Origin of the sequence: Blautia sp. An81, from assembly GCF_002161285.1 — a bacterium.
In the GTDB taxonomy this organism is placed as follows: Bacteria; Bacillota; Clostridia; order Lachnospirales; family Lachnospiraceae; genus Blautia; species Blautia ornithocaccae.
On the sequence record NZ_NFHH01000011.1, the window covers coordinates 40,833 to 65,584 of the forward strand.

20 protein-coding genes are annotated in these 24,752 nt (G+C 41.2%); 1 reads left to right on the forward strand and 19 read right to left on the reverse strand.

All coding sequences use genetic code 11. The features are described from left to right. Positions 1–72 precede the first annotated feature (72 nt). Genes B5G33_RS10950 through B5G33_RS10960 form a run of 3 tightly spaced genes read right to left on the reverse strand, consistent with a single transcriptional unit; the run spans position 73 to position 4,757 of the window. Positions 73–1,917 carry a polysaccharide biosynthesis protein gene (locus B5G33_RS10950; RefSeq protein ID WP_242974675.1) on the reverse strand — a complete coding sequence of 615 codons (1,845 nt, stop codon included), beginning with the start codon at positions 1,915–1,917 and terminating at the stop codon, positions 73–75. A gap of 45 nt (positions 1,918–1,962) precedes the next feature. Then, on the reverse strand, positions 1,963–2,919 hold the full coding sequence (locus B5G33_RS10955; RefSeq protein WP_087266722.1) for a glycosyltransferase family 2 protein: 957 nt from the start codon (positions 2,917–2,919) through the stop codon (positions 1,963–1,965). 11 nt (positions 2,920–2,930) lie between these two features. After that, positions 2,931–4,757: a glycosyltransferase family 2 protein gene (locus tag B5G33_RS10960; RefSeq protein ID WP_087417682.1), complete on the reverse strand. Its 1,827-nt coding sequence runs from the start codon at positions 4,755–4,757 to the stop codon at positions 2,931–2,933. 150 nt (positions 4,758–4,907) lie between these two features. Between B5G33_RS10960 and B5G33_RS10965 the strand changes: the two genes are divergently transcribed. Next, the gene (locus tag B5G33_RS10965; protein ID WP_242974676.1) at positions 4,908–6,134 is read left to right on the forward strand and encodes a D-alanyl-D-alanine carboxypeptidase family protein; all 1,227 of its coding nucleotides are present in this window, start codon (positions 4,908–4,910) and stop codon (positions 6,132–6,134) included. An 86-nt stretch (positions 6,135–6,220) separates the two neighbouring features. On the opposite strand, the gene B5G33_RS10970 is transcribed toward B5G33_RS10965, so the two are convergent. The 16 genes from B5G33_RS10970 to B5G33_RS11045 form a co-directional block, all read right to left on the reverse strand. Then, the gene (locus B5G33_RS10970; protein ID WP_087417684.1) at positions 6,221–8,629 is read right to left on the reverse strand and encodes a glycosyltransferase family 2 protein; all 2,409 of its coding nucleotides are present in this window, start codon (positions 8,627–8,629) and stop codon (positions 6,221–6,223) included. Between the two features lie 17 nt (positions 8,630–8,646). After that, the gene (locus B5G33_RS10975) at positions 8,647–11,130 is read right to left on the reverse strand and encodes a glycosyltransferase family 2 protein (RefSeq protein WP_242974677.1); all 2,484 of its coding nucleotides are present in this window, start codon (positions 11,128–11,130) and stop codon (positions 8,647–8,649) included. Between the two features lie 8 nt (positions 11,131–11,138). Continuing rightward, a complete protein-coding gene (locus B5G33_RS10980; RefSeq protein WP_087417685.1) occupies positions 11,139–12,419 on the reverse strand; it encodes a hypothetical protein in 1,281 nt (426 codons plus the stop codon). 1 nt (position 12,420) lies between these two features. After that, positions 12,421–13,335 carry a class I SAM-dependent methyltransferase gene (locus B5G33_RS10985; protein WP_087417686.1) on the reverse strand — a complete coding sequence of 305 codons (915 nt, stop codon included), beginning with the start codon at positions 13,333–13,335 and terminating at the stop codon, positions 12,421–12,423. 12 nt (positions 13,336–13,347) lie between these two features. Further along, positions 13,348–14,613, reverse strand: coding sequence for an ABC transporter ATP-binding protein (locus B5G33_RS10990; protein ID WP_087417687.1), 1,266 nt, complete (start codon positions 14,611–14,613; stop codon positions 13,348–13,350). A gap of 11 nt (positions 14,614–14,624) precedes the next feature. Beyond that, positions 14,625–15,440 (reverse strand): ABC transporter permease, encoded by an 816-nt coding sequence (locus B5G33_RS10995; protein WP_087417688.1) that lies wholly within the window; start codon positions 15,438–15,440, stop codon positions 14,625–14,627. A 95-nt stretch (positions 15,441–15,535) separates the two neighbouring features. Continuing rightward, the gene (locus tag B5G33_RS11000) at positions 15,536–15,850 is read right to left on the reverse strand and encodes an AzlD domain-containing protein (RefSeq protein ID WP_087417689.1); all 315 of its coding nucleotides are present in this window, start codon (positions 15,848–15,850) and stop codon (positions 15,536–15,538) included. Next, complete coding sequence (locus B5G33_RS11005; RefSeq protein WP_087417690.1) at positions 15,847–16,551, reverse strand: AzlC family ABC transporter permease; 705 nt, start codon at positions 16,549–16,551, stop codon at positions 15,847–15,849. Before B5G33_RS11005 ends, B5G33_RS11000 begins: the two co-directional genes overlap by 4 nt. Positions 16,552–16,654: 103 nt before the next feature. After that, positions 16,655–16,918 carry an HPr family phosphocarrier protein gene (locus B5G33_RS11010; protein ID WP_087266695.1) on the reverse strand — a complete coding sequence of 88 codons (264 nt, stop codon included), beginning with the start codon at positions 16,916–16,918 and terminating at the stop codon, positions 16,655–16,657. Positions 16,919–16,939: 21 nt separating this feature from the next. After that, complete coding sequence (locus B5G33_RS11015) at positions 16,940–18,223, reverse strand: CdaR family protein (protein ID WP_204247377.1); 1,284 nt, start codon at positions 18,221–18,223, stop codon at positions 16,940–16,942. Next, positions 18,216–19,106 (reverse strand): diadenylate cyclase CdaA, encoded by an 891-nt coding sequence (cdaA, locus tag B5G33_RS11020; protein ID WP_087266689.1) that lies wholly within the window; start codon positions 19,104–19,106, stop codon positions 18,216–18,218. Before cdaA ends, B5G33_RS11015 begins: the two co-directional genes overlap by 8 nt. An 83-nt stretch (positions 19,107–19,189) precedes the next feature. Continuing rightward, positions 19,190–20,215: a hypothetical protein gene (locus B5G33_RS11025; protein ID WP_087266686.1), complete on the reverse strand. Its 1,026-nt coding sequence runs from the start codon at positions 20,213–20,215 to the stop codon at positions 19,190–19,192. A 2-nt stretch (positions 20,216–20,217) separates the two neighbouring features. Then, a complete protein-coding gene (locus B5G33_RS11030) occupies positions 20,218–20,643 on the reverse strand; it encodes a hypothetical protein (RefSeq protein ID WP_087417692.1) in 426 nt (141 codons plus the stop codon). A gap of 82 nt (positions 20,644–20,725) precedes the next feature. Further along, a complete protein-coding gene (locus B5G33_RS11035; RefSeq protein ID WP_087417728.1) occupies positions 20,726–21,427 on the reverse strand; it encodes a ComF family protein in 702 nt (233 codons plus the stop codon). Between the two features lie 17 nt (positions 21,428–21,444). Further along, the gene (recD2, locus tag B5G33_RS11040) at positions 21,445–23,676 is read right to left on the reverse strand and encodes an SF1B family DNA helicase RecD2 (protein WP_087266682.1); all 2,232 of its coding nucleotides are present in this window, start codon (positions 23,674–23,676) and stop codon (positions 21,445–21,447) included. 30 nt (positions 23,677–23,706) lie between these two features. Then, on the reverse strand, positions 23,707–24,699 hold the full coding sequence (locus B5G33_RS11045; RefSeq protein WP_087417693.1) for a rod shape-determining protein: 993 nt from the start codon (positions 24,697–24,699) through the stop codon (positions 23,707–23,709). Positions 24,700–24,752: the final 53 nt, after the last annotated feature.

The window sequence follows — 24,752 nt, forward strand, 5'->3', positions numbered from 1 at the left end:
CATGTAATATTTTCTTAATAATATATCACACTTCTACTAAGAACGCAATAATTGATTAAATCCACACATTTGTTATTTATTTGTGGTGATCACGTAGGTCGGGACAACCTTCTGTACAGCTTCCTTAATCCGGGGGCTGTCCTCCCTGCTAAGCTTATCCAGAATTGCCAGCTGTTTCTTAAACTCTTCCTCATCAAATTCAATGGGCTTTCCGATATGAATGAGCTTGTTGTCTGTATCCTGGAGTCCCTCTTCGCTCATAAGCAGTTCTTCATACAGCTTTTCTCCCGGACGGAGACCTGTAAATTCAATTTTAATATCTTCCCCTACCTTATAGCCGGAAAGTTTGATCAGATTTGTGGCCAGATCCAAAATTTTTACCGGTTTTCCCATATCCAGAACAAAGATTTCTCCTCCCTTGGCATAAGCACCTGCCTGCAGCACCAGGGAAACAGCTTCCGGAATGGTCATGAAATACCGGATGATATCCGGATGAGTAACCGTTACCGGCCCTCCTGCTGCTATCTGTTTTTTAAACAGAGGAATTACACTGCCGTTGCTTCCCAGCACATTTCCAAAGCGTACCGCCACAAAATTGGTTTTTGAATGTCTCGCAAACATCTGAACGATCATCTCACACATCCGCTTAGAAGCACCCATGATGTTTGTGGGGTTCACAGCCTTGTCTGTAGAAATCAACACAAATTTCTCTGCCCCGTATTTGTCTGCCGCCTCTGCTGTCTTAAAGGTTCCGAACACATTGTTTTTGATTGCTTCATTGGGGCTGTCTTCCATAAGGGGAACATGTTTATGGGCTGCCGCATGATAGACAATGTTTGGCCGGTATTTATCAAAAATGTTATTCATTCTGTGGGTGTTTCTCACAGAACCGATCAGCACCTCCAGATTCAGCTCAGGAAATTTTCTTTTTAATTCCTGCTGAATCTCATAGGCATTATTTTCATAGATGTCCAGGATGATCAGCTGTTTTGGATTATGAGCTGCAATCTGTCTGCACAGCTCGCTGCCGATAGAGCCGCCTCCTCCAGTTACCATTACGGTTTTATTCTGTACATATCCCATGATCTCATCCAGATTTACCTGAATGGGTTCCCTTCCAAGAAGATCCTCGATCTGGACTTCCCTCAGCTTAGATACGCTTACATCTCCATTGATGAATTGATAAATGCCTGGAATAATCCTTGTCTTACACCTGGTCTCTTTACAGATATCCAGTATCTCTTTCATCTTCACATTCCCGAGAGAAGGAATGGCCACAATAATCTCCTGAATATTATATTCCTCAACTTTATCGGGAATATCCTCTCTGGTACCTACGATAGGAACTCCTCTGAGATATTTTCCCTGTTTTGCCGGATTATCGTCAATGATACATTTTACTTTCAGGTTCAGATATCTGCTTTCCTCTGTTTCCTTTAAAATTGAACTTCCTGCAGCTCCTGCACCGATAAGCATAACATTGACTCTTTTCTTTCCGCCCCCGGTAATGTCCGTCATCTTTTCGCTAAGGATATTTAAAATAACATAAGAAAAACGCACACAGCTGGTACCGATGACCATAGCAAAATAGTAAATCAGGTAGGAGGATCTGGGCAGTGTCAGTTTCAGCAGACATGCGCAGGTTACCTGTATTGCAGATGCTGCTGCATTACCCAAGATAATATTGACCAGCTCACTGGAGCTGGCGTGTCGCCACACACTCCTGTACATTTTTGCGACAGCAAACACAATCAGGGTTATCATTGTATTTGGCACTGTATAACGCAGAACCTGCTCCATATCCGAAACCGGAATACTGTTGAAGCTGAACTCATACCGGATAAAAAGCCCCAGAAAAGAAGCAATCTGTATAGTAAGAATGTCCAAAAGCATAAGGAGAAAAACCTTGCTTGACATAATTTGACCCTTTTTCCATTTCATAGTAAATTCCTTCCTTTGTACTTACTTCATAAGAAATTTTCCCAGATTTCTGTATAGCTCCATCTGTATTTTCAGATACTGCAAAGGCGAATCCGCCCGGAATTTTTTTCTTCTGTTTTTTAAAGAAATCGTGACCCCGTTTTTCAGCCCCGCCACATACTCTCTCCCAAAGCCCTTTACGGTAAAAAAAGCAGTTTTAACAGCAAAGCCCAGAAGGAGCAGCGGAGAATTCCAGATGATCTGGAGAAGGGGCATATTTTTATAAATAAGATACACATTGTTTCTGGAAGAGTACCTGACCTTAAACAGATTATATCTGGATCCAGTGGTTCCGCTTCCTACATGAAGGACTTTTGCTTTGGGACAGAACCAGTTTTCATAGCCCAGGAGTTTTCCTCTGTATCCTATATCCATATCTTCCAGATAGGCAAAATGCTCTTCGTCAAACAGCCCAGTCTTATCTAAAAGTTCCCGGCGGTAGACAGCCGCCCCTGCACAGGATGCAAAAATTTTCTTTTCCCTCTCATAGGCTTTTTCCTGCTTACCTTTTCCATCTGCAAAAGCCCAGCCCAGGGCGCAGTAATAGTTTCCCGCATCATCAATCTTATCCTTATTCTTCATCTGGAGCAGTTTTCCCTGGCAGGAAAAAGCTCTGGGTTTTTCTTCGATTGCCCGGATCAGTTCCCCTACAAAGTCTTTATCTGCAATGGTGTCATTATTGAGGAGTATCACATAGGGACTGGAGGAATTTCTGATCCCCTCATTCACTGCTCCACAAAATCCTGTATTTTCCTTCAAGGCTATCAGTCTCACCCAAGGATATGCTTTCTCCACATACTCCTGGCTTCCATCCTGGGAACCGTTGTCTATCAGCAGTACCTCAAAATCCCGGAAGCTCTGTACTTTCATAGCTTCCAGGCAGTCTTTTAAATATCTTTTCCCATTATAATTAGGGATTATCACCGAAACCTTACACATGTTCCTACCTTTCAGTCTTTTGGGCGCAGAGAGTAATTCCACTTGGCAAGAGAAAGATTTTTATTGTAATAAGGATCTCCCTCCTTTAAAAGTTTCTCCCATCTGCAGCGCATAAATTCTATTTCTGTCTGAAATCTGCGTATTTTCTCTTTATTGTCTTCTGCCCCCCGGCTTTTTGATTCGTAATGATATAATTCTACATAGGGGTCATATACTACCAGATATCCCAGTTCCCTTACCCGCAGACAAAGGTCTACATCATTAAAAGCCACACTCAGAGTTTCCTCAAATCCCTGAACTGCTTCAAACACCTGTCTTTTCATCATCATACAGGCTGCCGTCACTGCACTGAGGTCTTGTATGATGGAGGCTTTATGCATATAGCCAGACCTCTCTCTTGGCATATCCACAAACATATGGCCGGCAATTCCTCCAATGCCTATTACTGTTCCGGCATGCTGAATAGTGTTATTTCCATAATACAGCTTTGCACCTACAACTCCGGTGTCTTCTCTCTGGCAGAATCCCAGCATTTCCTCTATCCAGTCGGAAGTAATCACCTCTGTGTCATTATTAAGGAAAAGAAGATATTCCCCTTTTGCCTTCGAAGCCGCATAATTATTGATAGCAGAATAATTAAATTCTTTCTTCCATCTGAGAAGCCGTATTTTGGGATTCTCAGACAGCTGTCTGTAATAATCAAAAATTTCCTGAGAGGTACTGTTATTCTCCACAATGAGAATTTCGTAATTACTGTATATGCTCCTTCCTAATATAGAAGTTATACACTTTTCCAGATCCTCTCTGGCATCTTTATTGGGAATGATAATGGAAACAAGGGGAGTGCCGATAACCGGATACTTCACTCTGTAAAATCCATAGTCCTTTGTCTGTGTCACAGTTCCTGTAAGGCCGCTTCTTTTTAAATTGTCTTCTATTGCCCTTTTTCCAGCCTCAAAAGCATATAGCTTACTCTCCGGATTATCCGCAGTGGAGGACTCATGAGTCCTCCAGTGATAAAGGATTTCCGGTATATGGCAGATTTTCTCTGCTTTCTCTGTACAGCGGAAAATAAAGTCGTAATCCTGAGCACCGTCGTAGTCTCGGCGGAATCCTCCTGTTTTCTCCAGAATACTCTTTTTTACGACAAAAAAATGACAAATATAATTATTGGATCTTAACAGATCAGGGCTGAAATCCGGCTTCAGGTGGGGCTGAAAATGCTCCAGTTCCTCTCCTCTTACCTTATCCTCATCTGTATAGATAACCTCTGTATCCGGCTCTCTCTCCAGAGCGCTGGCAACTTCATACAAAGCGTTGGGTGCCAGCAGGTCATCATGATCCAGCAGTCCTACATAGTCCCCTGTAGTCATTGCCAGAGCTTCATTGGTATTTTCTGCAATCCCCTTATTCTCCTCCAGTTTTTTCCACCGGATTCTTTCATCTTTCCTGGAATATTCCCTTAAAATATATTCCATTGAGGCATCCTTGGGACTGGCATTTACAATACAAAGTTCCCAATTTTCATAGGTCTGTTCCAATACTGAGTCCATCATCTGACGCAGAAACTTTTCCGGAGTCTGATAAGCCGGTACAGCTATACTAATCTTAGGCGGATTTTTCCATTTTCTTTTTCTCTGTTTTTCCAGTTCTTCCGGGTCCGGTCTGTATTCCTCATACCAGGGACCATAGGGTATCTCCTCAGGCTCAAAACGTTCATGAAGTCTTATCCAGAATTCTTTAAAACCAAAATGTTTCAGATAACGAAACCCCTTCTGAATGGTATATGGCGAAAGCCTCCCTAAAATTCTCCCCCATTCTAATTTTCCAGTAGGCATTACCCTTCACCTGCCTTTCCTGTTCTCATTCATCTGCTTATTCTAACACATTTTCTGTTTAAAGAAAACCTTTATTGTGCTATAATGAGCGGGAACTGCCCTGACTGGGCCGCCTTTTCATATTTCATTTTATATAAAGGAGGAACTTTTGTGAAGAAAAATATATTGCTGAAGCCTCTTTGCTGTGTTCTGTCGGCTTTTATCCTTATGCTGAGCTCCTATTCTCCGGTGGAAGCAGCAGAATTTCCCGCAAGCTGGCCCCAATCCCCTGAAATCGCCGAAGAAACCGGTGTTCTGATGGAAGCCTCTACAGGACAGATTCTATTTGATAAAGGAATGGACGAAATCCGTTATCCTGCCAGTACCACCAAGATCATGACGACTCTGCTGATCCTTGAAAATATAGAAGACCTTAGCCAGACCGTAACCTTTACTGATGTGATCACTCCTGATCTGGAGCCCGGAAACTCTACGATAAACGCCCAGGTCGGAGAACAGCTTACAGTAGAGCAATGTCTCTACGCCATTATGCTGGCCTCTGCTAACGAGGTTTGCACCCAAATGGCCGTTTATGTGGCCGGATCTGTTGAAAATTTTGTAAGCATGATGAACCAGCGAGCTTCTCAGCTGGGCTGTCAGAATACCCACTTTGTAAATGCCAATGGCCTGCCTGACCCCAATCACTATACTACTGCCCATGACTTAGCCTTGATCCTGGCTGCAGCAATCCAAAACGAAGATTTCTGCCGTATCTCTGGCTCTGCCACTTACACGATTCCTGCCACCAACATGACTTCATCTCCCAGGAATCTTGAAAATTCAAATGCCCTTATCAACGATAGCGAATATCATTACGACGGTGTCATAGCGGGCAAAACAGGTCATACAGAGGCAGCCAAAAATACTCTGGTCACCGCCGCCGCCCGTGACGGCATGACTCTTGTATGTGTAGTTCTCCGTTCCGATGGTGAAAACCGTTTTATAGATACTGTCAGTCTTTTCAACTATGGATTTGAAAATTTCCACCTTTCTCCAGTTTACTGGCTGAACAGCGAGGAACCTGCAGGATATGTGGTCCTGCCTAAAGGAGTGGAGAGCAATGTGCTCACTGTCAAAGACAGCGACAGTGGAGATACAAGGACACGTACTTATTCCTATCAGGGGGTAGATCTGTACAGTGCTCAGATCAGCCTTCCGGTAAGTTTTGAGCAGGAAGCAGATATCCCGTCCTCCTCCTTCTATCAAATCCGTGGATGGGATTATGTTCTGCCTGGCATGGGGGTAATTTTACTTATTCTATGTATATCAGAAATTATAATTCTTATTTCCTTCGCTTCTAGGAAAAAGCCAAAAATTAAGAAAAAAAGAAGCGCATAACATACAAAACAGGACCCTCTTTCACATTGGCTCCCGCCTGGCTTATTGCCTGCGTATATGGGAAAGAGTGGTCCTGTTTTCTTTTTCTATTCATTTCTTTTTCTCAGAGAGCAGTCACTTCTGGCCAGACTCAGATTTGGATTGTAATACGGATCTCCGTTTTTCAAGATTTTTCCCCAGCGTTTTTTGAATAGTTTTACCTCTTCTGAAAATCGCTTCTTATTTTCCGCATTTTTGTCAGAACCTCTGGTCAGCGATTCATAGTGATACATTTCCACGTAGGCATTATACACTACCAGCTTTCCAAGTTCTCTCATCCTCAGACAGTAATCAATATCGTTAAAGGCAACCTGGAAATTCTCATCTAGCCCTTGAAGTCTAAAATACAGAGATTTCTTCGTCATCATACAGGCTGCTGTCACTGCACTTAAATCCTGAGTCGTTTGTGTACGCCCTGCATACACAAACTGGTCCTTTGGAAAATTATAAAAGATATGTCCTGCTGTCCTTGACGGGCCCATACCTATGATAACACCGGCATGCTGGATTTTATCATTAGGATATAAAAGTTTTGCTCCTACAATACCTACATCCTCTCTCTGGCAATAACTGAGCATTTCTTCCATCCAGTTCTCTGTTATCACTTCTATGTCATTATTCAAAAGCAGCAAATATTCTCCTCTGGCTGATTCTGCTGCAAAGTTATTAATTCCTGAGTAGTTGAATTCTCCTTTCCATTCCAGAACTCTGATATTTTCATATTGTTCCTCTATCTGACGGTAATAATGGAAAATTTCTTCGCTTGTACTGTTATTCTCTACTATAATAATTTCAAAATTCCTGTATGTGGATTTCTTATAAATAGAAGAAACACATCTCTCCAAATCTTCCTTATGATCTTTGTTAGGAATAATAATAGAGATCAGGGGAGTTCCTTTAACAGTCAGTTCTGTTCTGTATCTTCCCCAATTTTCTGTCATACTCACCTTCCCGGGGATTCCCACCCGGTCATAATGAGCCTGTACAGCTGCTCTCCCCGCTTCATAAGCATACATCTTACTTTCTGGATTGCCAGCAGTAGAAGCCGGATGGTTTCTCCAATGGTACAGTATTTTGGGAACATGTCGAATATTACGGGCCTGCTCACAACAGCGCAAGATAAAATCATAATCCTGAGCGCCATCATATTCTTTACGAAGCATTCCCACTTGCTCCAGTATCTCTCTTTTCACAACAAAAATGTGGCAAATGTAATTATTACACCTAAGCATATCCAGATTAAAGTCCGGCTTAAAATGAGGATCAAAATAACGTTTCCCATCCATAGTCACCTTATCTTCATCTGTATATACCACATCAGTCCCCGGATTCTCATTAATCTCTTTCACAATTTCATATAATGCATTCGGTGCTAAAGTATCATCATGGTCTGAAAACATGATGAAGTCTCCCTCTGCCAGTTCTATAGCTCTATTCGTATTTTCAGAGATCCCATCATTTTTCTCCAAAAGCCTATAGCATATGCGGCTGTCTTCCTTATAATTTTCTCGAATATAAGTGCCGACCTTTTCGTTGTCACTTCCATCAGCCAGACAAAGTTGAAAATTTTTGTAGGTCTGCGCCTGAACAGACTCTATCAGTTCTTTCAGATACTGAGTAGGCGTATTATAAAGCGGAATCACAATACTGATCAATGGCTCATAGGCAAAAACTTTTTTCCTTTGCTTTTCCAGCTCTTCTTCTCCTGCCATATTTTCCGGATACCATTTTGTATATGGATACGGACGATTCTTATATTCCTCTGCTTTTTTTACCAGTTTAAGAGCAAACCCACCGGCGCCATGAAGTCTGAAATAACGAATTCCTTTTTGGTAGTAGGTTCCTATTCGTTCTCCCACCATTTTTCGCTTTAACAGGCTGATATAGCGGATAGCTCTGCAGCCCTGGGAAGAAAAGACCAGTCGTACTCCGCTTTCCTTTTCAAATGAAAACTCTAAAAAGAATCCGCTTTCTTTCCCTATATCAATCTCCTGATACTGCTGCTGCACATCAGAACGGTTCACTCTCTCAATAGAAAATTCTATCCTCTCCCTGTTCTGGTTCTCAACATAGATCTCCAAAGGATGATGGTAAACTGCCCACCCACTGATCATACATTTATGATTTTCAAAATCCACATCTACATAATCAATAAAATATTGGGGCATATTTTGTTTTTTCGCAATCTTCTCTGCTTTTTCTGAGAACCAGAGAACTCTTTTTTCCTCTTTTTTCCCATAAACATAAAGCTTTTTATACTCTTTTATATTCACGGGAATCTTTATATAGATTTCAGCCTTTCCATCTGCTTCTGTAAACTCTACTTCACTTACCCTTTGACGGTCCAGAAAAACCTCCGGTCTGTATTCCTGATTCCATGTTCCCTGGAGCAGATATTTATCTTTCTCTTTAAGGCTGAAACGTTCCTTTTCTACTTCCATTAACTCACGTTTCATTCTCTTCTCCCTTTATCTTACCACTTTAAAGTACAGTTGGAGTCTTCCAGAGTCAGATTTGGATTATAATAGGGATCTCCCTTATCCAAAATAGATTTCCAGCGTTTTCTAAACAGTCCTGCTTCGCGATTAAATCTTTCTTTCTTCTCCGGAGTATCTTCCAGTCCTCTGGATCTGGATTCATAGTGATATAGCTCTACAAACCCATGAAATACGATTGTTTTTCCCAGTTCTCGGACTCTCAGACAATAATCCACATCATTAAACGCCACTTCAAAATTTTCATCAAAACCGCCGATATCCTCATGGACGCTGCGTTTTACCATCATACAGGCTGCAGTTACCGCACTTATATCCTGGGTAGAGTTTGCTCTTCCTCCATAAGTAAACTGCTTTCTGTCTACTCCGTAGAAAACATGACCTGCCGCATGATCTGCACCCATTCCGATTACAACGCCGGCATGCTGTACCGTATCATTGGGATAATATAGTTTTGCACCTACAATCCCCACCTCTTCTCTCTGGCAATATCCCAGCATCTCTTCCATCCACTCCGGCGTGATCACTTCAATATCATTATTCAAAAATATGAAAAAATCTCCTTGGGCATATTTCACACCGAAATTATTTATGGCAGCATAATTAAAATGCTCTTTCCAATATAATACTTTTAGATTTTTTCTCGTCTGCTGTATCTGCTCATAGTATGCAAAAGTTTCCTGTTGGCTGCTGTTATTTTCCACTATAAGAATCTCGAAATTTTTATACGTACTTATTTCATAAATGGACTTTATACATCTGTCCAGGTCATCAATGTGATCCTTATTTGGTATGATAATAGAAACCAGAGGCGTCCCTTTATGTTTGAGTTTGGAGCGGTACCTTCCCCAATAAGGAGTCATAGTCACTTCTGCATCCTGCTGGATTCTCTTATAATGGGCCTCCACTGCCTTTCTTCCATTTTCATAGGCATACATTTTACTGGCGGGATTTCCAGCCGTAGAATTAGGATGTGATCTCCAATGGTACAAAACTTTCGGAATATGATAAATACAGTTTGCCTTCTCGCAACATCTTAGAATAAAATCAAAATCCTGTGCTCCATCATACTCTTTCCTGAATTCGCCTATCTGATCCACTATTTTTTTTGAAACTACAAAAATATGACAGATATAATTATTGCTCCTCAATAAATTCCAGTTAAAGTCCGGCTTAAAATGTGGATCAAAATATTCCTTTCCATCCATCGTCACCTTGTCTTCATCTGTATAAACGATATCGGGATGGCCGCCAGTATTTAAGGCCTTTACGATCTCATATAATGCGTTTACTTCCAGCACATCATCATGGTCGCTGAGCATAATATATTCACCATCTGCCAATTTCAGAGCTGCATTGGTATTCTCCGAAATCCCTTCATTTTTTTCTAATCTTTTATAGACAATTCTTTTCTCTTTTTTGTACTTTTCCTGCAAAAATTTTTCAATCCGGTCATTTGGGCTTCCATCTGCAAAACAAAGCTGCCAGTTTGAATAGGTCTGTCCCACCACAGAACGTAATAGGTCGTCAAAGTAATTTAAAGGGGTGTTGTAAAGAGGTATCACAATACTGATTAAAGGTTCATAAGGAAAGCGAGTCTGTCTCTGCCTTTTTAACTCCTGCTTACTGGTCTTGTGCAGTTTTGCCCAATATCCATAACCCTGATTATTGGGATTCAGATTAATAGAAAGCTGTTTTTTAAATTCTTTCATTCCATGGGCACGTATAAACTGGTAATTACTCCTTAATTTCTTTGGCCCCAGCTGCTCGTAATATTTTCCCACCTTACTGTTACTGAAATATAGCTTTTTGGCTGAAAGCACATATCTTGCTCTGGAGTCTTTACTTTTAAATGTCACCGCCACATTTCCATTTTCTAGACACTTTTTAGGAAATTTTATAGTAAAACCGCTTTCCAATTCTGAATCTACAGAAAAGATGTCGTTAACGTCCGGTCTTATTTCTCTTTCACATGTAAATTCAATCTCATTGTCCTGGCTATCCAGCACAAAAACAGGGCAGCGCTCTTTCTTGTAAAAGGCCCAGCCTTTTATTAGGACATAATCTTCCAGGATACATGCACTGTCTACATGATACTTTATAAGATTTTTTATATACCTCTGCTTAATATCCTTCCATTCTCGCTGGAATACTTTTACGGTCTCCACAGAATCTGAAAATTTCACTTCTATTTCGCCCTTTTTTTCCCACAGCTTAGAAATATCGTCTATATAAATAATAAAGCCTAATTTTAATTCACTGTCTTCTATTTTTAAATATTTCTGAACATCTGGACGGTTTATCCAGGAGATTCTGTATGGAATATCCTGTCCACTGCTATCCTTAACCTCCGCAGTAATGGCGTTTCCCTTCTTGCTCCATATCCATCCTTTAATTTCAAATCTATTTTTTCCAGAACGGTTTACATCAGCTTCGTCGATGCACCAGCGCATAGTACTCATTATAATTTCTAGTCCCCTTTTACCATCTTTTTATATTTCTTGTACGTTTTCCAGACCTTAGTATTTTCCATATCCTGAATTTTCTGTTCTTTTTCTTTCAGTTGATATGTCAGTTCCAATATTTCTTTCTTCTGGCGGAGAATTTGTTCTTTTTCTTTTATGATTTCCTGTGCATAGCTCTCCAGTCCATAGTTCTTATAAACCTCAATAAGTAACTTTTCTGTATCTTTAGGTACCACTTCTATATATATCTGAGGATCCTGGTTAATAAATAGCCATTCATTTTCAGATTTTTGAATTCCATTGGTTTTTATCACACATTTTTCTCCGGATTTCCACTCCAGCTTTTTGATAATAACGACTCCCAGGGCTTCACCTGGGTCCAGCCTGATAAAAACTGTCCCAGTTTCTATTTTCAGCTCTGCTCTTACTCTTCCCTGCTCCATTGGAAAATAAAAAGACTCTTCTTCTCTGGCAATCCCATCCTTTGACATAAATATCTGGAGCTTTTCCTCTGGTATCTGACTGTTTAAAAGCTGCGGCAGTGTTACCACACCCGGAGTGATCCTAGGATATAAGGCACGAAGGGGTACATAGTTTCCCAATATATATTTCTGGAAGTTCTCTTCCATACCCTGAAACATTTCCTGCTCTTTTTTTCCAATTCTCATTGTTTCATATAGATTCCAAGATGCTATCTGATTCCTAAAAGCATTACTTTTTTCATAATAATGCAAAATCCGATATATCACATACTGTATAGGAATCGGAAAAGAAAAAGTCCATTCAAAATCAATCAGCGTCCATTTATCTCCCTGGACGATTACATTTCCTAAAACCATATCGATATCTGTCACTTCAGCGGAGAAAAATTCTTTCGACTCCTGGATTTTTCCAAACACCTGCTGAAATTCTTCTGTGATCACAAATTTCGTCTGAGCTGTTTTCTCAATGATACTAATATATTCTTGTAATATCGTTTTAAACTCTTCTATTTTCCTTTGTTTCAAAAGGCCATCTAAAATTTCCTGGAGAGTATTTCCACTCAGATATTCTAAAATCAGCTGTTCCTCTTCCAGATTACACTGGTTTATCTGAATCTTCGTGTTTTGAAAAGTATTCTCTAATTTTTGAAATATATTAAATATGCTCTCTACATGTTTCTTGCCTTGGGGATAGCATGCCTTTTTACTGACACCTTTTTTTCCAGATTCCTCCCATATATCCGTTCTGATCGCAAATCTGGGATCTCTTTCATTTGAATATTTGGTAAACAAGATTTTTCTCATATTATCCCCTCTCCAACAATATCAAAAATGAATTAGAATATACAGGAAACATTTCATCCTCAATCAGGCTGTCATATACTTTTCCCTCATCAAACAGTTCTATTTTTTTTCTATCAAAATTATAAGAATTTAAATTCAACTCGCCTTTTCTGGGTAAATATTTATCAGAATATATAGACAGCGGAAACTTATAATCTGGATATGGATAATAAAATTCTGCTTTCAAACCAGTCTCTTGGATCATCTTTTCCCATTCTTTTTTAGAAAAAGTCCTGACACCTTTCGTAGTATGATATCCCTCGAGTCCTTCAAAATATCTTCCCACATGGTCCTCTGTGCAGCCCGCCCAGTATTTTAGTCCCAGACGGTTCTCAATCGCTACCACAATTTTCCCTGTTGGCACCAAATGTCCCTTTATACTCTCCAACATACGGATATAGGGATTTTCTCCCTGTATATATCCCTGAGAATATTCAAAGACTCCGATTAACGTAATATAATCATATGTTGAATCTAAGTTCGGCTCGATATCCTGAAAGTTCCCCATAATTATTTTTATATTATCATGCTCTTTATTTCTATATGCATTGATCAGGCTTCTCTTTCTGGACAGTTCTATACAGTCCACCTCACCTGCTTTTCTTGCTAAAGCTCCTGTTATAGCTCCACACCCTGCCCCCACTTCTAAGACTTTCTCTTCCTTTGTGATCGGTAGCCAATCTATAATGTTCTGTCTTATATTAGAAAAGTGGTACATAACAGGCCAGCTGTTTTCTCTGGCAATAACCTGATTCAATTCCTCTTCTGTATGTTTCTGGGCAATCGTTAATAGTTTCTCTTCAATCTCCCCGTCACTATATAAATCTTTACCGCTATAATAGGTATCATCTAATTTCACTTTTCCTATTTTTTCCACCTTATATCTCCTTCAGCTTACAGTTATCTTAGAATTCATATCATAAAATCCAACCGTATTTTTTGATGATATAACTGTAATTCCACACACGTCATATAGACGATGAAACACTTCAAATTCTCCATTTACATACCCAGTGCACCCCAGGGAAAGCAAGTACTCTCCCCCCTGCAGATTCATTTCCTGTGTAAAGGTAATCTCACAAACTTGTCCCTTCTCTTTTGGACTGATATCTGCTTTTTCAAAAAGTGTGTTTGTTCCTGTTATTTCTGTTCCCTGGAGATTTTTTATACTATATGCAAAAATAGGTTCTTGGATAGTTTCCTGAAATTTCACCTTCATTTTTATTGAAAATCCAGTTCCCTTCTCTATGCTATTTGCAGGAATCCCTTTTTGGTCCATAATAATAAAGTCTATTATATTAGCACGCCCATTTCCATATTCTAGCACATTGGGATTTGTTTCAAAAGGCCGGTCCCATTTACCGTCTGTGGGAACAGATTCTAAAGGATTTTCATCTTTCGATGCATCTTCCGCATCCTCTAATCCTACCAGAACTTTTTTATAAAGGTTCACCATTTCCTTAGGTTTTCCCTCTGCCATCTTCTCCCCTTTGTTCAGCAGAACAACCCTGTCGCAATATTTACTGATGCTCCCCAGGTCATGGCTGACAAAAAGAATCGTCTTTCCCTGTTTTTTAAATTCTTCAAATTTTCTATAGCATTTAGCCTGAAAAAAGACATCCCCAACCGACAGTGCCTCGTCCACGATCAGGATTTCCGGTTCTATGTTTATTGCCACAGCAAAAGCAAGACGCACAAACATACCGCTGGAATAAGTTTTCACGGGCTGGTATACAAAATCTCCAATATCTGCAAATTTCAGGATATCATCCATTTTCCTGTCTATTTCTTCCCTGGAAAAGCCTATCATGGTTCCATTCAGATAAATATTTTCTATACCCGAATATTCCATGTTGAAGCCAGCCCCTAATTCTAACAGAGCAGAAATCCTTCCATTCACCTGCACTTCTCCTCCACTGGGATTCAATACTCCGGTGATAATCTTTAATATAGTAGATTTTCCGGAGCCATTTGTTCCGATAATCCCTACGGTTTCTCCTCTGCTCACAGTAAAAGAAACATCTCGAAGAGCATAATGCTCTTTATATCTTTTTTTTCTGGACAAACCAAGTGATTCTTTTAACCGGTCTATAGGTTTATCATATAATCGATATATTTTGTTTAAATGATTCACTGCTATTGCAACTTCTGACATATCTTATCTCCTTAAAGTACATCTGCGAAATGCGGCTTAAGCCTTTTAAAAATAACTGTTCCTAATATAAAAATAATAATTGTCAGGCACCAGAAATAAATCCCCCATTTCCAATGGGCAGTCAGCCAGATTCTACCCAGCATAGAATCTCTGTATCCAGATACAATATAATACATTGGATTTAATTTGAACACTTTCATCAATATAGGATATCCGTTCAGCATATTTAAATCCCACATAATAGGCGTCATCCACACTCCCACCTGAAGAATAATACTGATAATCTGAGTCAAATCCCTGAAAAAAACTACCACAGCACTGGTAATATAAACAAGTGCCAGAGAAAAGACAAATGTACAGAATGAATAGTATATCAGCTGTATCGTATGCACTGATGGGGTATAACCATAGAAAGAGCTGAGCAGCAATGCAAATACCACAAAAAAGCAATGTACAAACATTGCCGAAATCACCTTGACCATAGGTAATATGCTAATCTTAAATACTACTTTTTTCACTAGGTAATTGTATTCTAAAAGAGCATTTGTGCCCCCATTTAATGCATCCTGAAAGAAAAACCATGGCACAATTCCCGATACCAGATACAGCACAAAGGGGTAGTCATCTGCATTTCCGGCCCTTAAGCCTACACTAAATACAAACCAGTAAACTAAAATTGTAACAATTGGCTGAACGAAGGCCCAAACAATTCCCAGATAAGAACCGGCATACTTTGTTTTAAAATCATTTTTTGCCAGATTAAATATCAAGTGTCTGCTATGGTAAAGCTCTACTGGAAGTTCAAATACTTTTTTTAGCTTAGTCATTTATTCTACCTCTGCTTTTATTTTAATTCCTTAATAGTATTAGTTTAGTTTACACTATTTATCTACATAAATCAACTAACCCGCTTCATATTTTCTTAACACATTGGTAATATCTCCAGGATTCTCTCCGCAAGAAATACTCCTGCACAGGCAAAGCCTGCCACAAAAATCAGGCTTTTCTTTCTAATTGCCAGAAATACAGCCACCGCAAGCCCTACAAATCCTGAGAAAGGTGATTCTGTAGCATAAAGAATTGCCGGAAAAGTCATAGCGGTAAGACATGCGTAAGGAATATAATATAAAAAAGAACGTATATAAATATTCGAAATTTTTCTCTGGATCAATGTCAAGGGCAGCATACGAATCAGATAAGTCACCCCTGCCATAACAAATATATATGCATATATCATGCCTGTTCCTCCTTGATTGGAAATAGTACTGCTCCGATTCCGGCAGCAGCCACAGTACAGATAATGATAGTAAATCCGGAGGAAATATTCCGAAGGACCGGAAGGTAATAAAAAGCACTGCTAAATACCAATGATACTGCCACTACCAGAAGCACTTCTTTGCTCTCTTTCGCTACAGGAACCACAATCGCTATAAACATACCGTAAAGGGCTACTCCCAAGGCACTGATCACAGCGGCAGGAAGAATCGTGCTGGCAACAGCTCCTGTCAGGGTTCCTCCCACCCATCCGATTACAGGCAGAAGGATCAATCCATACATATACTTACTTCCCACAGTTCCCGGTTTGGAACTTGCCACTGCAAAAATTTCATCTGTATTTCCATAGGCGATCAACATGCGTTGGAATGTCTTTACTGAACTGTCCAATTTCTGAGAAAGAGAAACTGACATCAGAGCATATCTGATATTGATTACCAGCTGGGTAAGGGCCATCTCCACTAAAGACGCTCCTGAAACTATAACTGTCAGGCCTGCAAACTGTCCTGCAGACGTAAGGTTCATCAGAGAAATCAATACTGCATGGAAAGGTGAAATCCCATCCTGCACCGCCAGCATTCCAAAAGAAAAGCTCACAGAAAAATATCCAAGAGCAATGGGAATGCCGTCACGCAGCCCAGCTCTTATCTTATTATGTACCATAACACGTCTTTTACCTCCAATTTTCCTTTGTAATCCTTATTACGAGAAAAGCTGCCATATTAAACGAGCTTTGCACTCTTTGTTTAATACAGCAGCCTGCATCTTATTCTCCTAATCCACTCTCTATAGCAGCGACCAGAGTTTCTAAAGCAGTTTCCTCGTCTTCTCCCTGGCAGACCAGTTCAATTTCATCTCCACATTTTACACAGGCCCCCAAAACACTGAGGACGCTTTTAGCGTTTGCAGAGCCCCCCGCAAAACGGAAAGTGATCAGAGATTTAAACTTCATAGCTTCTTTGCAGAGTATTCCTGCCGGACGCAGATGCAGCCCGGTAGGGTTCTTTATCGTTACCTTCTGACTGACCATTGTCTCACTTCCTATCTTCTCTTATTCTTCTGACTGTCTCTCAGCAGATGGAGTCAGGTTGACTCTTACTGTGACCTCATCTACCAATTCATAGCCCTCAGGAAGTGTTACATTTACAGGAACCTCCTGCTCTCCCTCTTTGGTATACTTTGAGGTGTCTATGGACAGCTTTATATCATCTTCCTTTAGATTTTCCAAGTCTTCATCAGAACCTCTTACACGGACAGTCACGCTGTCATCCATGATAACTGCTGTCATATTTTCTGGCTGTTTGCTTCTATCAATTTTAGTAGATGGTATCACATATTCCTTACTGTCATAAGGCAGAATCGTCACTGAAACGATTACGGAACTGCTGATATCTCTGGCAAGCATAATGTCATTTGGAAGCAGATCCTCAATATCCACAGTCTGCTCAAAATCCGCATTTTTACCAGAAACATCTACCTCAGAGGCAGGAATGGTTATTGTGTTACCGTTATCCTCCAGCTCTTTCAAAGCCTCCTCTGTCCCTGCCACACTCAGCGTATTTGGGACTGTAGTAATATCAGATACCTGATATCCATCTTCCGGAGTTCCTGATGATTCTACCTGAATGTTAATATCTGTCTTCACTCTCCACAGATCTACATCCACACTTACCGTATTATTTTCAGCTCCCTGGAGATTCAGATAAGACATCTGAGTATCTGTCAGTTCGTCACCGTTTTTGTCATATATATGCAGAGGAGCAGAAATACTGCCGCTTTGGTTCATACTCGAAACATCTACATCAGCTACCACCCGGTCCAGCTTGCTGATCAAATCTTCCGGTCCTGAAATTGTCACTTTTTCCGGATTTACTGTAAGCTTTCCAACTTCATATCCTGATTCAGGCCTGGTGTTTCCTACGGAAGCAGATATGGTCATAGCCTGGGTTGTAAGATCATCGGTTTCTATAGGAATATTTGCCGGCGTAACAGTAATATTTTCATCAGAGACTCCTGGACAGATTACCCGCACAGGTACCATATAAGGAGTTGTATCCATTGATATGATCTGGGTCATGTCTGCTTCTGCAGTAATACTGTCTCTGTCAATTTCTCTGAGCACAGAGCTTTCGGCCTGAATCCTGACCGTTACTGTATCACTGCCTTCTACCAGAAGAGGTATCCGCAGGTCACTGGTAAGATAGGATTCATTCACTATTGTAACCGGCACCTCCCAGTAAGTTTCTGACCTTACAGGATCTTCGATGTTTACTACCAAAAGCCACAACAGAATAGCAACTGCCAGAGAAAGGATTTTCAGAGTAAATTTATTCATCAGATTTCTTTTCATTTTTCACCAAACCCTTCCACAGTCTGCGCTTTACTTTTTCCTGCTTTGTCTTATTCTGTTCTTCTTCCAGAATCTGTCTCAGCTCCTCCTTATTCAGTCCCACATGGATTTCTCCGTTTTTAGTTACAGAGACTCTTCCTGTTTCCTCGGAAACAATGATTGTCAGAGCATCGCTGACCTCACTGATACCCACACCTGCACGGTGTCTGGTTCCCAAATTTTTGTTCAGCTCCAGATTATCCGACAAAGGGAGATAACAGGTGGCCGATACGATCCTGTCTCCCCGTATGATCACTGCTCCATCATGGAGAGGGGTATTATGTTCAAAAATATTGATCAGCAACTGACTGCTCACAAGAGAGTCCAGTGCAATTCCTGTTCGAATATACTCATTGAGCACTGTTTCTTCTTCAATAACGATCAGCGCCCCTGTCTTTACAGCTCCCATTTCAAAGCTTGCTCTTACAATCTCGTTAGCTGTTCTGTCACTGAATCGTCCTTCTGTCTCTTTTTTGCTGGTATCAAAGGGGATAAGATTGCTGACAATTTTCTTATGTCCTAATTCTTCCAGGGCTTTACGCAGTTCTGGCTGAAAAATAACAAGAATCGCTGTAATTGCATAACCGCCGGCATTGTAAACCAACCATAAAATCGTATTCATTTCCAGCAGAGATGCTATCAATATGAATACTAACACAGTTAAAATACCCTTCAGCAGCGAATATGCCCTGGTATTTCGAATCCACAGCATAAACTGATAGACAAAAAAGGCAATCAGCAGGATTTCCACAATATCATTCCATTGTATATTGTTCGGCAACGTCCACTGCCCTAAATAGTCATGGATAGACTTTAAAAAGCCACTCACATCACTTCTCCCCCTTTCCTGCCGGAGTTCTCAGAACTACAAGGCCAAAAACATCCAGCATTCTCAATCTCAGAATCTATACTCTATAAGTCTTTTAATGACTCCTCCAACTGTTTTTCGAAGTCAAAAGACTCTCCCTCAACTCTCTCCACAGGAGCGGTTTCCTCATCGTCACTCTTTTCTCCAGGCTCTGAAGAAATATTTTTAATACTCTTTTCTGCTCTGGTTATAAAGGACTTGGGAACAGCTTTTACATAATATACATATTCATCATCTTCAAACTGTGTAATCTCGCTTCTGGAATAATCCACACCCAGAGCTGCAAACTCAATAATGAGTCCCACTACTGCTGCCAAAACTCCTGACAGGATCACACCGCCTATATTAATATTGACATTTAAAAACATTCCGCCCAGAATCATGATCAAAATATATACCACTGCGCCTGCGGCAACACCTATCCTCCAGGAATAATCTGCTGACGTTCTGGAAATCAGGTATACCACCATCAGCACCACAACAAAGGCCAGAATATTCAGCCACATCTCCTGGTTGTTAATAAGGGCATCCAGAAGGATCTGAAATTTCTGGACGGATTCCGTTTCTTTGCCCTGAAGAACTGTACTTCTGTCACTGACTGTTTCCATAAAGTAGTATAAAATCACACCACAACAGGCAGGAACCGCACAGGAAGGGCCTCTCAACAGACCGCTTCCTACTGGAACTGCTGCCGGCATATGGAGTGTAAATGCCGCCGGTGTTAAGATCAGCGCTACATTGTCCTTAGATGTGAATCTTAGGAACAGGATCATAAGGAGCAGAAGGAGCAAAGCTGAAAAAGCCGCTACTTCAACACCTATACCATAACAGTGAGCAATTATCATAATGCACCCCAGAATAGTCATTCCGTTCAAAGGCAGCACAGCACATATCAGTGATAAAATCAAAGTTATAAAAATATTATCTAGAGCCTCTAAAAACCCAAGCGTGGAGTTTATACCCTGAAATACAACAAAAGCAAGAAGGAACTTCAGAAGAGGAAGAATCCAGGTTTCATGCTCCCCGTAAAAATTTTTTATTTTTTGTTTAGTCTCCAATAATGTTGTCACGGTCACCTTCTCCTTCCTGTAATCCTATCATTTCTTTTCTCTTCTCTGTCATATATCTTTTTTATCTGTCCCAGTCCTTTATAATATTCCTGTATTCCTTTCTGAGCTTTTGCATATTTTACTGTACAATAAATATACGTAAGCACACTGTAAACCACCAGCAGGATAATATACCCGCCCAGTGCACCCACTACCAGAAGCGTAAGGTTCATCCGATGTATATTGTTCATCAGATATTCACTTTTATATCCGGCCCATCCTAACAGGAGCAGTCCATAGGCCATGGTGGTAAGAAAAAAATTCTTGATCAAAGCCAAGCCTATGTAATCGCTTCTATAATAATTGCTGATAGCCAGATGCTGCTTTCCCTCACCTGATTCATATGCAGCCAGTTTATGCATTTTCTTTATTTTCTGGACGTCAAGCATAAAATTTCCTCTTTCCTTATATTCTGATACATACTCATACTTACTGCATTATAACATACCCCTGGGAAGTGAATCAAGAGTTTTAGGCCCCAGAGCCGATAGCAATTACCAGAAAATAGACTCTGTCCGCCCCTGCCTTTTTCAGTATTCTTGCAGCCTCGTCCACAGTGGCTCCAGTAGTATAAATATCGTCTACAAGCAATACATTCCCACCCTCCAGTCTGCCTTTGGAAATAAAGGCATTATTCAGATTCGCCTTCCGTTCTGCCGGTCCCAGATCCTTTTGAGGACGGGTATTTACTTTTCGTTTTAATAATTTTTTATCCACAGGCAGAGCCAGTCTTTTTCCCAAAGCTTCTGCTATGAGTTCTGCCTGGTTATACCCTCTCTTTTCCAAGCGTTTTCTGTGAAGGGGTACAGGTACTATAATATCTATTTTCCAACGGCTTATCTGCTCTTTTGCCCAAAGAGCTCCCAGCTCTCCGTAAAATGTTCCATATTCCTGTCGTTTTTCATATTTTAATTTGTATAGGGATTCCTGAAGAAGTGTACTATAGGGAAAAATTCCTATTCCCTGTTCAAAGAAATGTCTTCGGCTGCTACAGTCCCTGCAGTATTCCTGTCCGGGATCACTCAGTGGTCTGGAACACTTATAGCACCTTGGTCCTGTTACAGGTTGCAATTTTTCCCTGCAGCTGTCACAGATTTTCTGTCCCCGGAAGCCGATTATGTTATGACACACTGGGCAGTGCCGGGGATACAGAATATCCAGAAATGTATTCATTATTATTTTTTTATTTTTCACTGAATCTCCCTGATTCTTACGTCCAAAGCTGTATATCGATTTTGTTCCATCTGATTGCTTTCCATATCAAAAAAGGTTCTTTCATCTCCCACAAGAGTCACGCATTTTCTGGCTCTCGTAACAGCGGTGTAAAGGAGATTTCGGTTCATCAGCATCTTAGGACCCTGAAGAAGGGGAATCACTACTGCAGGATACTCACTTCCCTGGGCTTTATGTATGGTAATGGCATAGGCCAGCTCCAGTTCTTCCAGCTGCTTAAAAGAGTATTCCACGAATCTTTTCTCTTCAAATTCAACGGTTACTGTTTCTGCAAACAGGTTAATCTCCCGGATGATTCCAGTATCTCCGTTAAAAACTCCTACTCCCTTTTCAACAGGTATACCGTAATTTCCCCTGATTTCCCACTCCAGCTGATAATTATTCTTTATCTGCATTACCTTATCACCTTCCCGAAAGAGCCCCTGTCCATGCTCTTTTTCCTTTTTCTCCGCCTCCGGAGGGTTCAAATACTGCTGCAGTATCACATTTAAGCGCTCCACTCCCAGCAGACCCTTTTTCATAGGGGTAAGGACCTGAATCTCATATGGAGAGGCTTCTACATACTTAGGAAGTTTCTTCTGGATCAGAGTTATGACAATACTGATGATCACATTTGCATCATAGCGTTTCAGAAAGAAAAAATCCCTGCTCTTATTGTCAAGTATCACCGGTATTCCCTGGTTGATCTTATGAGCGTTCACCACAATATCGCTCTGGGATGCCTGCCGGAAGATTTTCACCAGTTCTACCACTGGAAACTGCCCTGAAGAGATAATATCTTTCAGTACGCTTCCTGGTCCTACACTTGGGAGCTGGTTTACGTCTCCCACCAGGATCAGGCGGGTTCCGGAAACAATTGCAGAAAGAAGGGCATGCATCAGAAATATATCTACCATAGACATTTCATCAATGATGATCACATCTGCCTCCAGAGGATTCTGGGCATTTCTCTCAAATCGGATGCTCTCCTGAGCCTGTTCAGGACCGCCGCTCAGTTCAAGAAGCCGATGTATGGTCTTTGCCTCATACCCGGTGGCCTCCGTCATCCTCTTAGCGGCCCTGCCTGTAGGCGCCGCCAGACATATATCCAGTTCTTCCATTTCAAAGTATCGGATAATGGCATTGATCGTAGTAGTCTTACCAGTCCCCGGACCTCCTGTGACAACCAAAAGTCCATTTTTCACTGCTTCCCGTACTGCCTCCTGCTGTTTTTCATCCAGCTCTATTCTGGCAGCTCTCTGTATCCTCTGAATCTTTTCATCCAGGATGTCCTCCTGCACAGTATCCTGAAGGTTTAATGTATGGAGCATCTGGGCTACATGAAGCTCTATCTGATAATAGGAAGAAGCATACACTGCCAGTTCTGCCGGCTTTCCTTCTCTGCATATCTCCCGGATCACTATCTTTCTGTCAATGGAAAGATCCGTCAGATGTTTCTCCATATATTCTTGTTCTACTCCCAGCAGCTCTTTGGCCCGGCCAAGCAGTACTTCTTTTGGCAGATAAACATGGCCTTCTCCTGATGCCTGAAGTAATATGTATAGAATACCGCTTCTGATGCGGTAATCTGAATCTGTATGGATTCCAATCCTGGCGGCAATCTCATCTGCGATCTTAAAACCTACCCCGGGAATGTCCTCTGCCATTTTATAGGGATTCTCTTTCAGTATTCCGTACATCTCCTGCCCATACTGCCGGTATATTTTCATTCCCAGGTTCTGAGTAATCCCATATTGCTGAAGGAACATCATGGCCCTTCTCAGATCCGCTTTTTCTTCCACCTGTTCTGCAATCTCTCTTGCCTTTCTTTCACTGATCCCTTTCACTTCCGCCAGTCTTTCCGGTTCTTCCTCAATGATCCGCAGCGTATCATCTCCAAACTTTCTTACGATTCTGGCTGCAAGGGCCGCTCCTATCCCCTTAATAGCGCCTGATCCCAGATAGCGTTCCATTGCCAGAGAATCCTGTGGTATCACAGACTCATAGGAGCTTACAGAAAACTGCTTTCCGTAGGAAGGATGTCTTGTATAAACGCCTTTTGCCCGTATGGTCTCACCTTCATTAAGAAAGCGGAAAGTTCCCACACAGGTTATTTCCTCTCCCTCTGAAACCAGACAGGCCACTGTATATCCATTATCCCGATTCTGAAATATGATATGGTCTACATATCCTTCTATTGTTTCTTCCACACTTCTTCCCTTCCATACCGTGTTTTAAGATTATTTTCCTCCCAGCTTACTCATAAGCTCCATATACTGGCCAGTACCGATAGCCACTGCAAGGGCCGGCTCCTCTGCGACTACAGTATTAATCCCTGTCTCTTCCTCGATCAGCTGTTCCAGTCCTCCCAGAAGGGCCCCGCCGCCGGTAAGGACAATTCCTCTCTCCGCCACATCAGCAGCAAGTTCCGGCGGAGTTTTTTCAAGAATACTGTGTATAGTCTCCATAATCTGAGTTGCAGCGTCTTTTAAAGCCTCTCTGATTTCTTCGGAAGTTATCGTAATACTTTTGGGAAGGCCGGTAATGGTGTCTCTTCCCTTTACCTCCATGGTCTTTGGCTCTGGCTGGGAATATACAGTACCAATCTGGATTTTAATATCCTCTGCAGTACGTTCACCGATCATCAGATTATGTTTCTTTCTCACATAGCGCATAATGGCCTCGTCAAAGTTATCCCCTGCCACCTTGATAGAAGTGGAAACTACAGTTCCTCCAAGGGAGATAACTGCCACATCTGTAGTTCCTCCTCCGATGTCTACAATCATATTCCCAAAAGGCTTGGTGATGTCAATGCCAGCGCCTATGGCTGCTGCAATAGGCTCTTCAATAATAGATACTTCTCTGGCACCTGCCTGATAAGTGGCTTCTTCCACCGCCTTTTTTTCTACCTCTGTAATTCCGCTGGGGGCGCAGATGCTGATCCGGGGCTTCCGAAATGCCCTTTTTCCTATGGCTTTGGATATGAAATACTTCAGCATCTTTTCCGTAACCTCATAGTCAGAGATCACTCCCTGGCGCAGCGGACGCACTGCCACAATATTTCCCGGCGTCCTGCCTATCATCTGACGTGCCTCTTCCCCTACAGCTCTGATCTTATTGCTGTCTTTATCATATGCAACAACGGAAGGCTCTTTCAGCACAATCCCCTTTCCTTTGGCGTATACCAGGATACTGGCTGTGCCTAAATCGATTCCAATATCTGAAGCTGCCATTTACACTGCCCCTTTCTGATTTTCTGTTATTCAACATTCAACATTTATTATAT

Excerpts from the sequence above, each read along its gene's own strand:
- B5G33_RS11005 (WP_087417690.1), bottom strand. The coding sequence starts at position 16,551 with ATGGTACATAATAAGATAAGAGCTGGGCTGCGTGACGGCATTCCCATT.
- B5G33_RS10995 (WP_087417688.1), bottom strand. The coding sequence starts at position 15,440 with ATGACTAAGCTAAAAAAAGTATTTGAACTTCCAGTAGAGCTTTACCAT.
- B5G33_RS11010 (WP_087266695.1), bottom strand. The coding sequence starts at position 16,918 with ATGGTCAGTCAGAAGGTAACGATAAAGAACCCTACCGGGCTGCATCTG.
- B5G33_RS10950 (WP_242974675.1), bottom strand. The coding sequence starts at position 1,917 with ATGTCAAGCAAGGTTTTTCTCCTTATGCTTTTGGACATTCTTACTATA.
- B5G33_RS11045 (WP_087417693.1), bottom strand. The coding sequence starts at position 24,699 with ATGGCAGCTTCAGATATTGGAATCGATTTAGGCACAGCCAGTATCCTG.
- B5G33_RS11030 (WP_087417692.1), bottom strand. The coding sequence starts at position 20,643 with ATGCTTGACGTCCAGAAAATAAAGAAAATGCATAAACTGGCTGCATAT.
- B5G33_RS10975 (WP_242974677.1), bottom strand. The coding sequence starts at position 11,130 with ATGAGTACTATGCGCTGGTGCATCGACGAAGCTGATGTAAACCGTTCT.
- B5G33_RS10960 (WP_087417682.1), bottom strand. The coding sequence starts at position 4,757 with ATGCCTACTGGAAAATTAGAATGGGGGAGAATTTTAGGGAGGCTTTCG.
- B5G33_RS11000 (WP_087417689.1), bottom strand. The coding sequence starts at position 15,850 with ATGATATATGCATATATATTTGTTATGGCAGGGGTGACTTATCTGATT.
- B5G33_RS10970 (WP_087417684.1), bottom strand. The coding sequence starts at position 8,629 with ATGAAACGTGAGTTAATGGAAGTAGAAAAGGAACGTTTCAGCCTTAAA.
- B5G33_RS11035 (WP_087417728.1), bottom strand. The coding sequence starts at position 21,427 with ATGAATACATTTCTGGATATTCTGTATCCCCGGCACTGCCCAGTGTGT.
- B5G33_RS10980 (WP_087417685.1), bottom strand. The coding sequence starts at position 12,419 with ATGAGAAAAATCTTGTTTACCAAATATTCAAATGAAAGAGATCCCAGA.
- B5G33_RS11015 (WP_204247377.1), bottom strand. The coding sequence starts at position 18,223 with ATGAATAAATTTACTCTGAAAATCCTTTCTCTGGCAGTTGCTATTCTG.
- B5G33_RS10990 (WP_087417687.1), bottom strand. The coding sequence starts at position 14,613 with ATGTCAGAAGTTGCAATAGCAGTGAATCATTTAAACAAAATATATCGA.
- B5G33_RS10955 (WP_087266722.1), bottom strand. The coding sequence starts at position 2,919 with ATGTGTAAGGTTTCGGTGATAATCCCTAATTATAATGGGAAAAGATAT.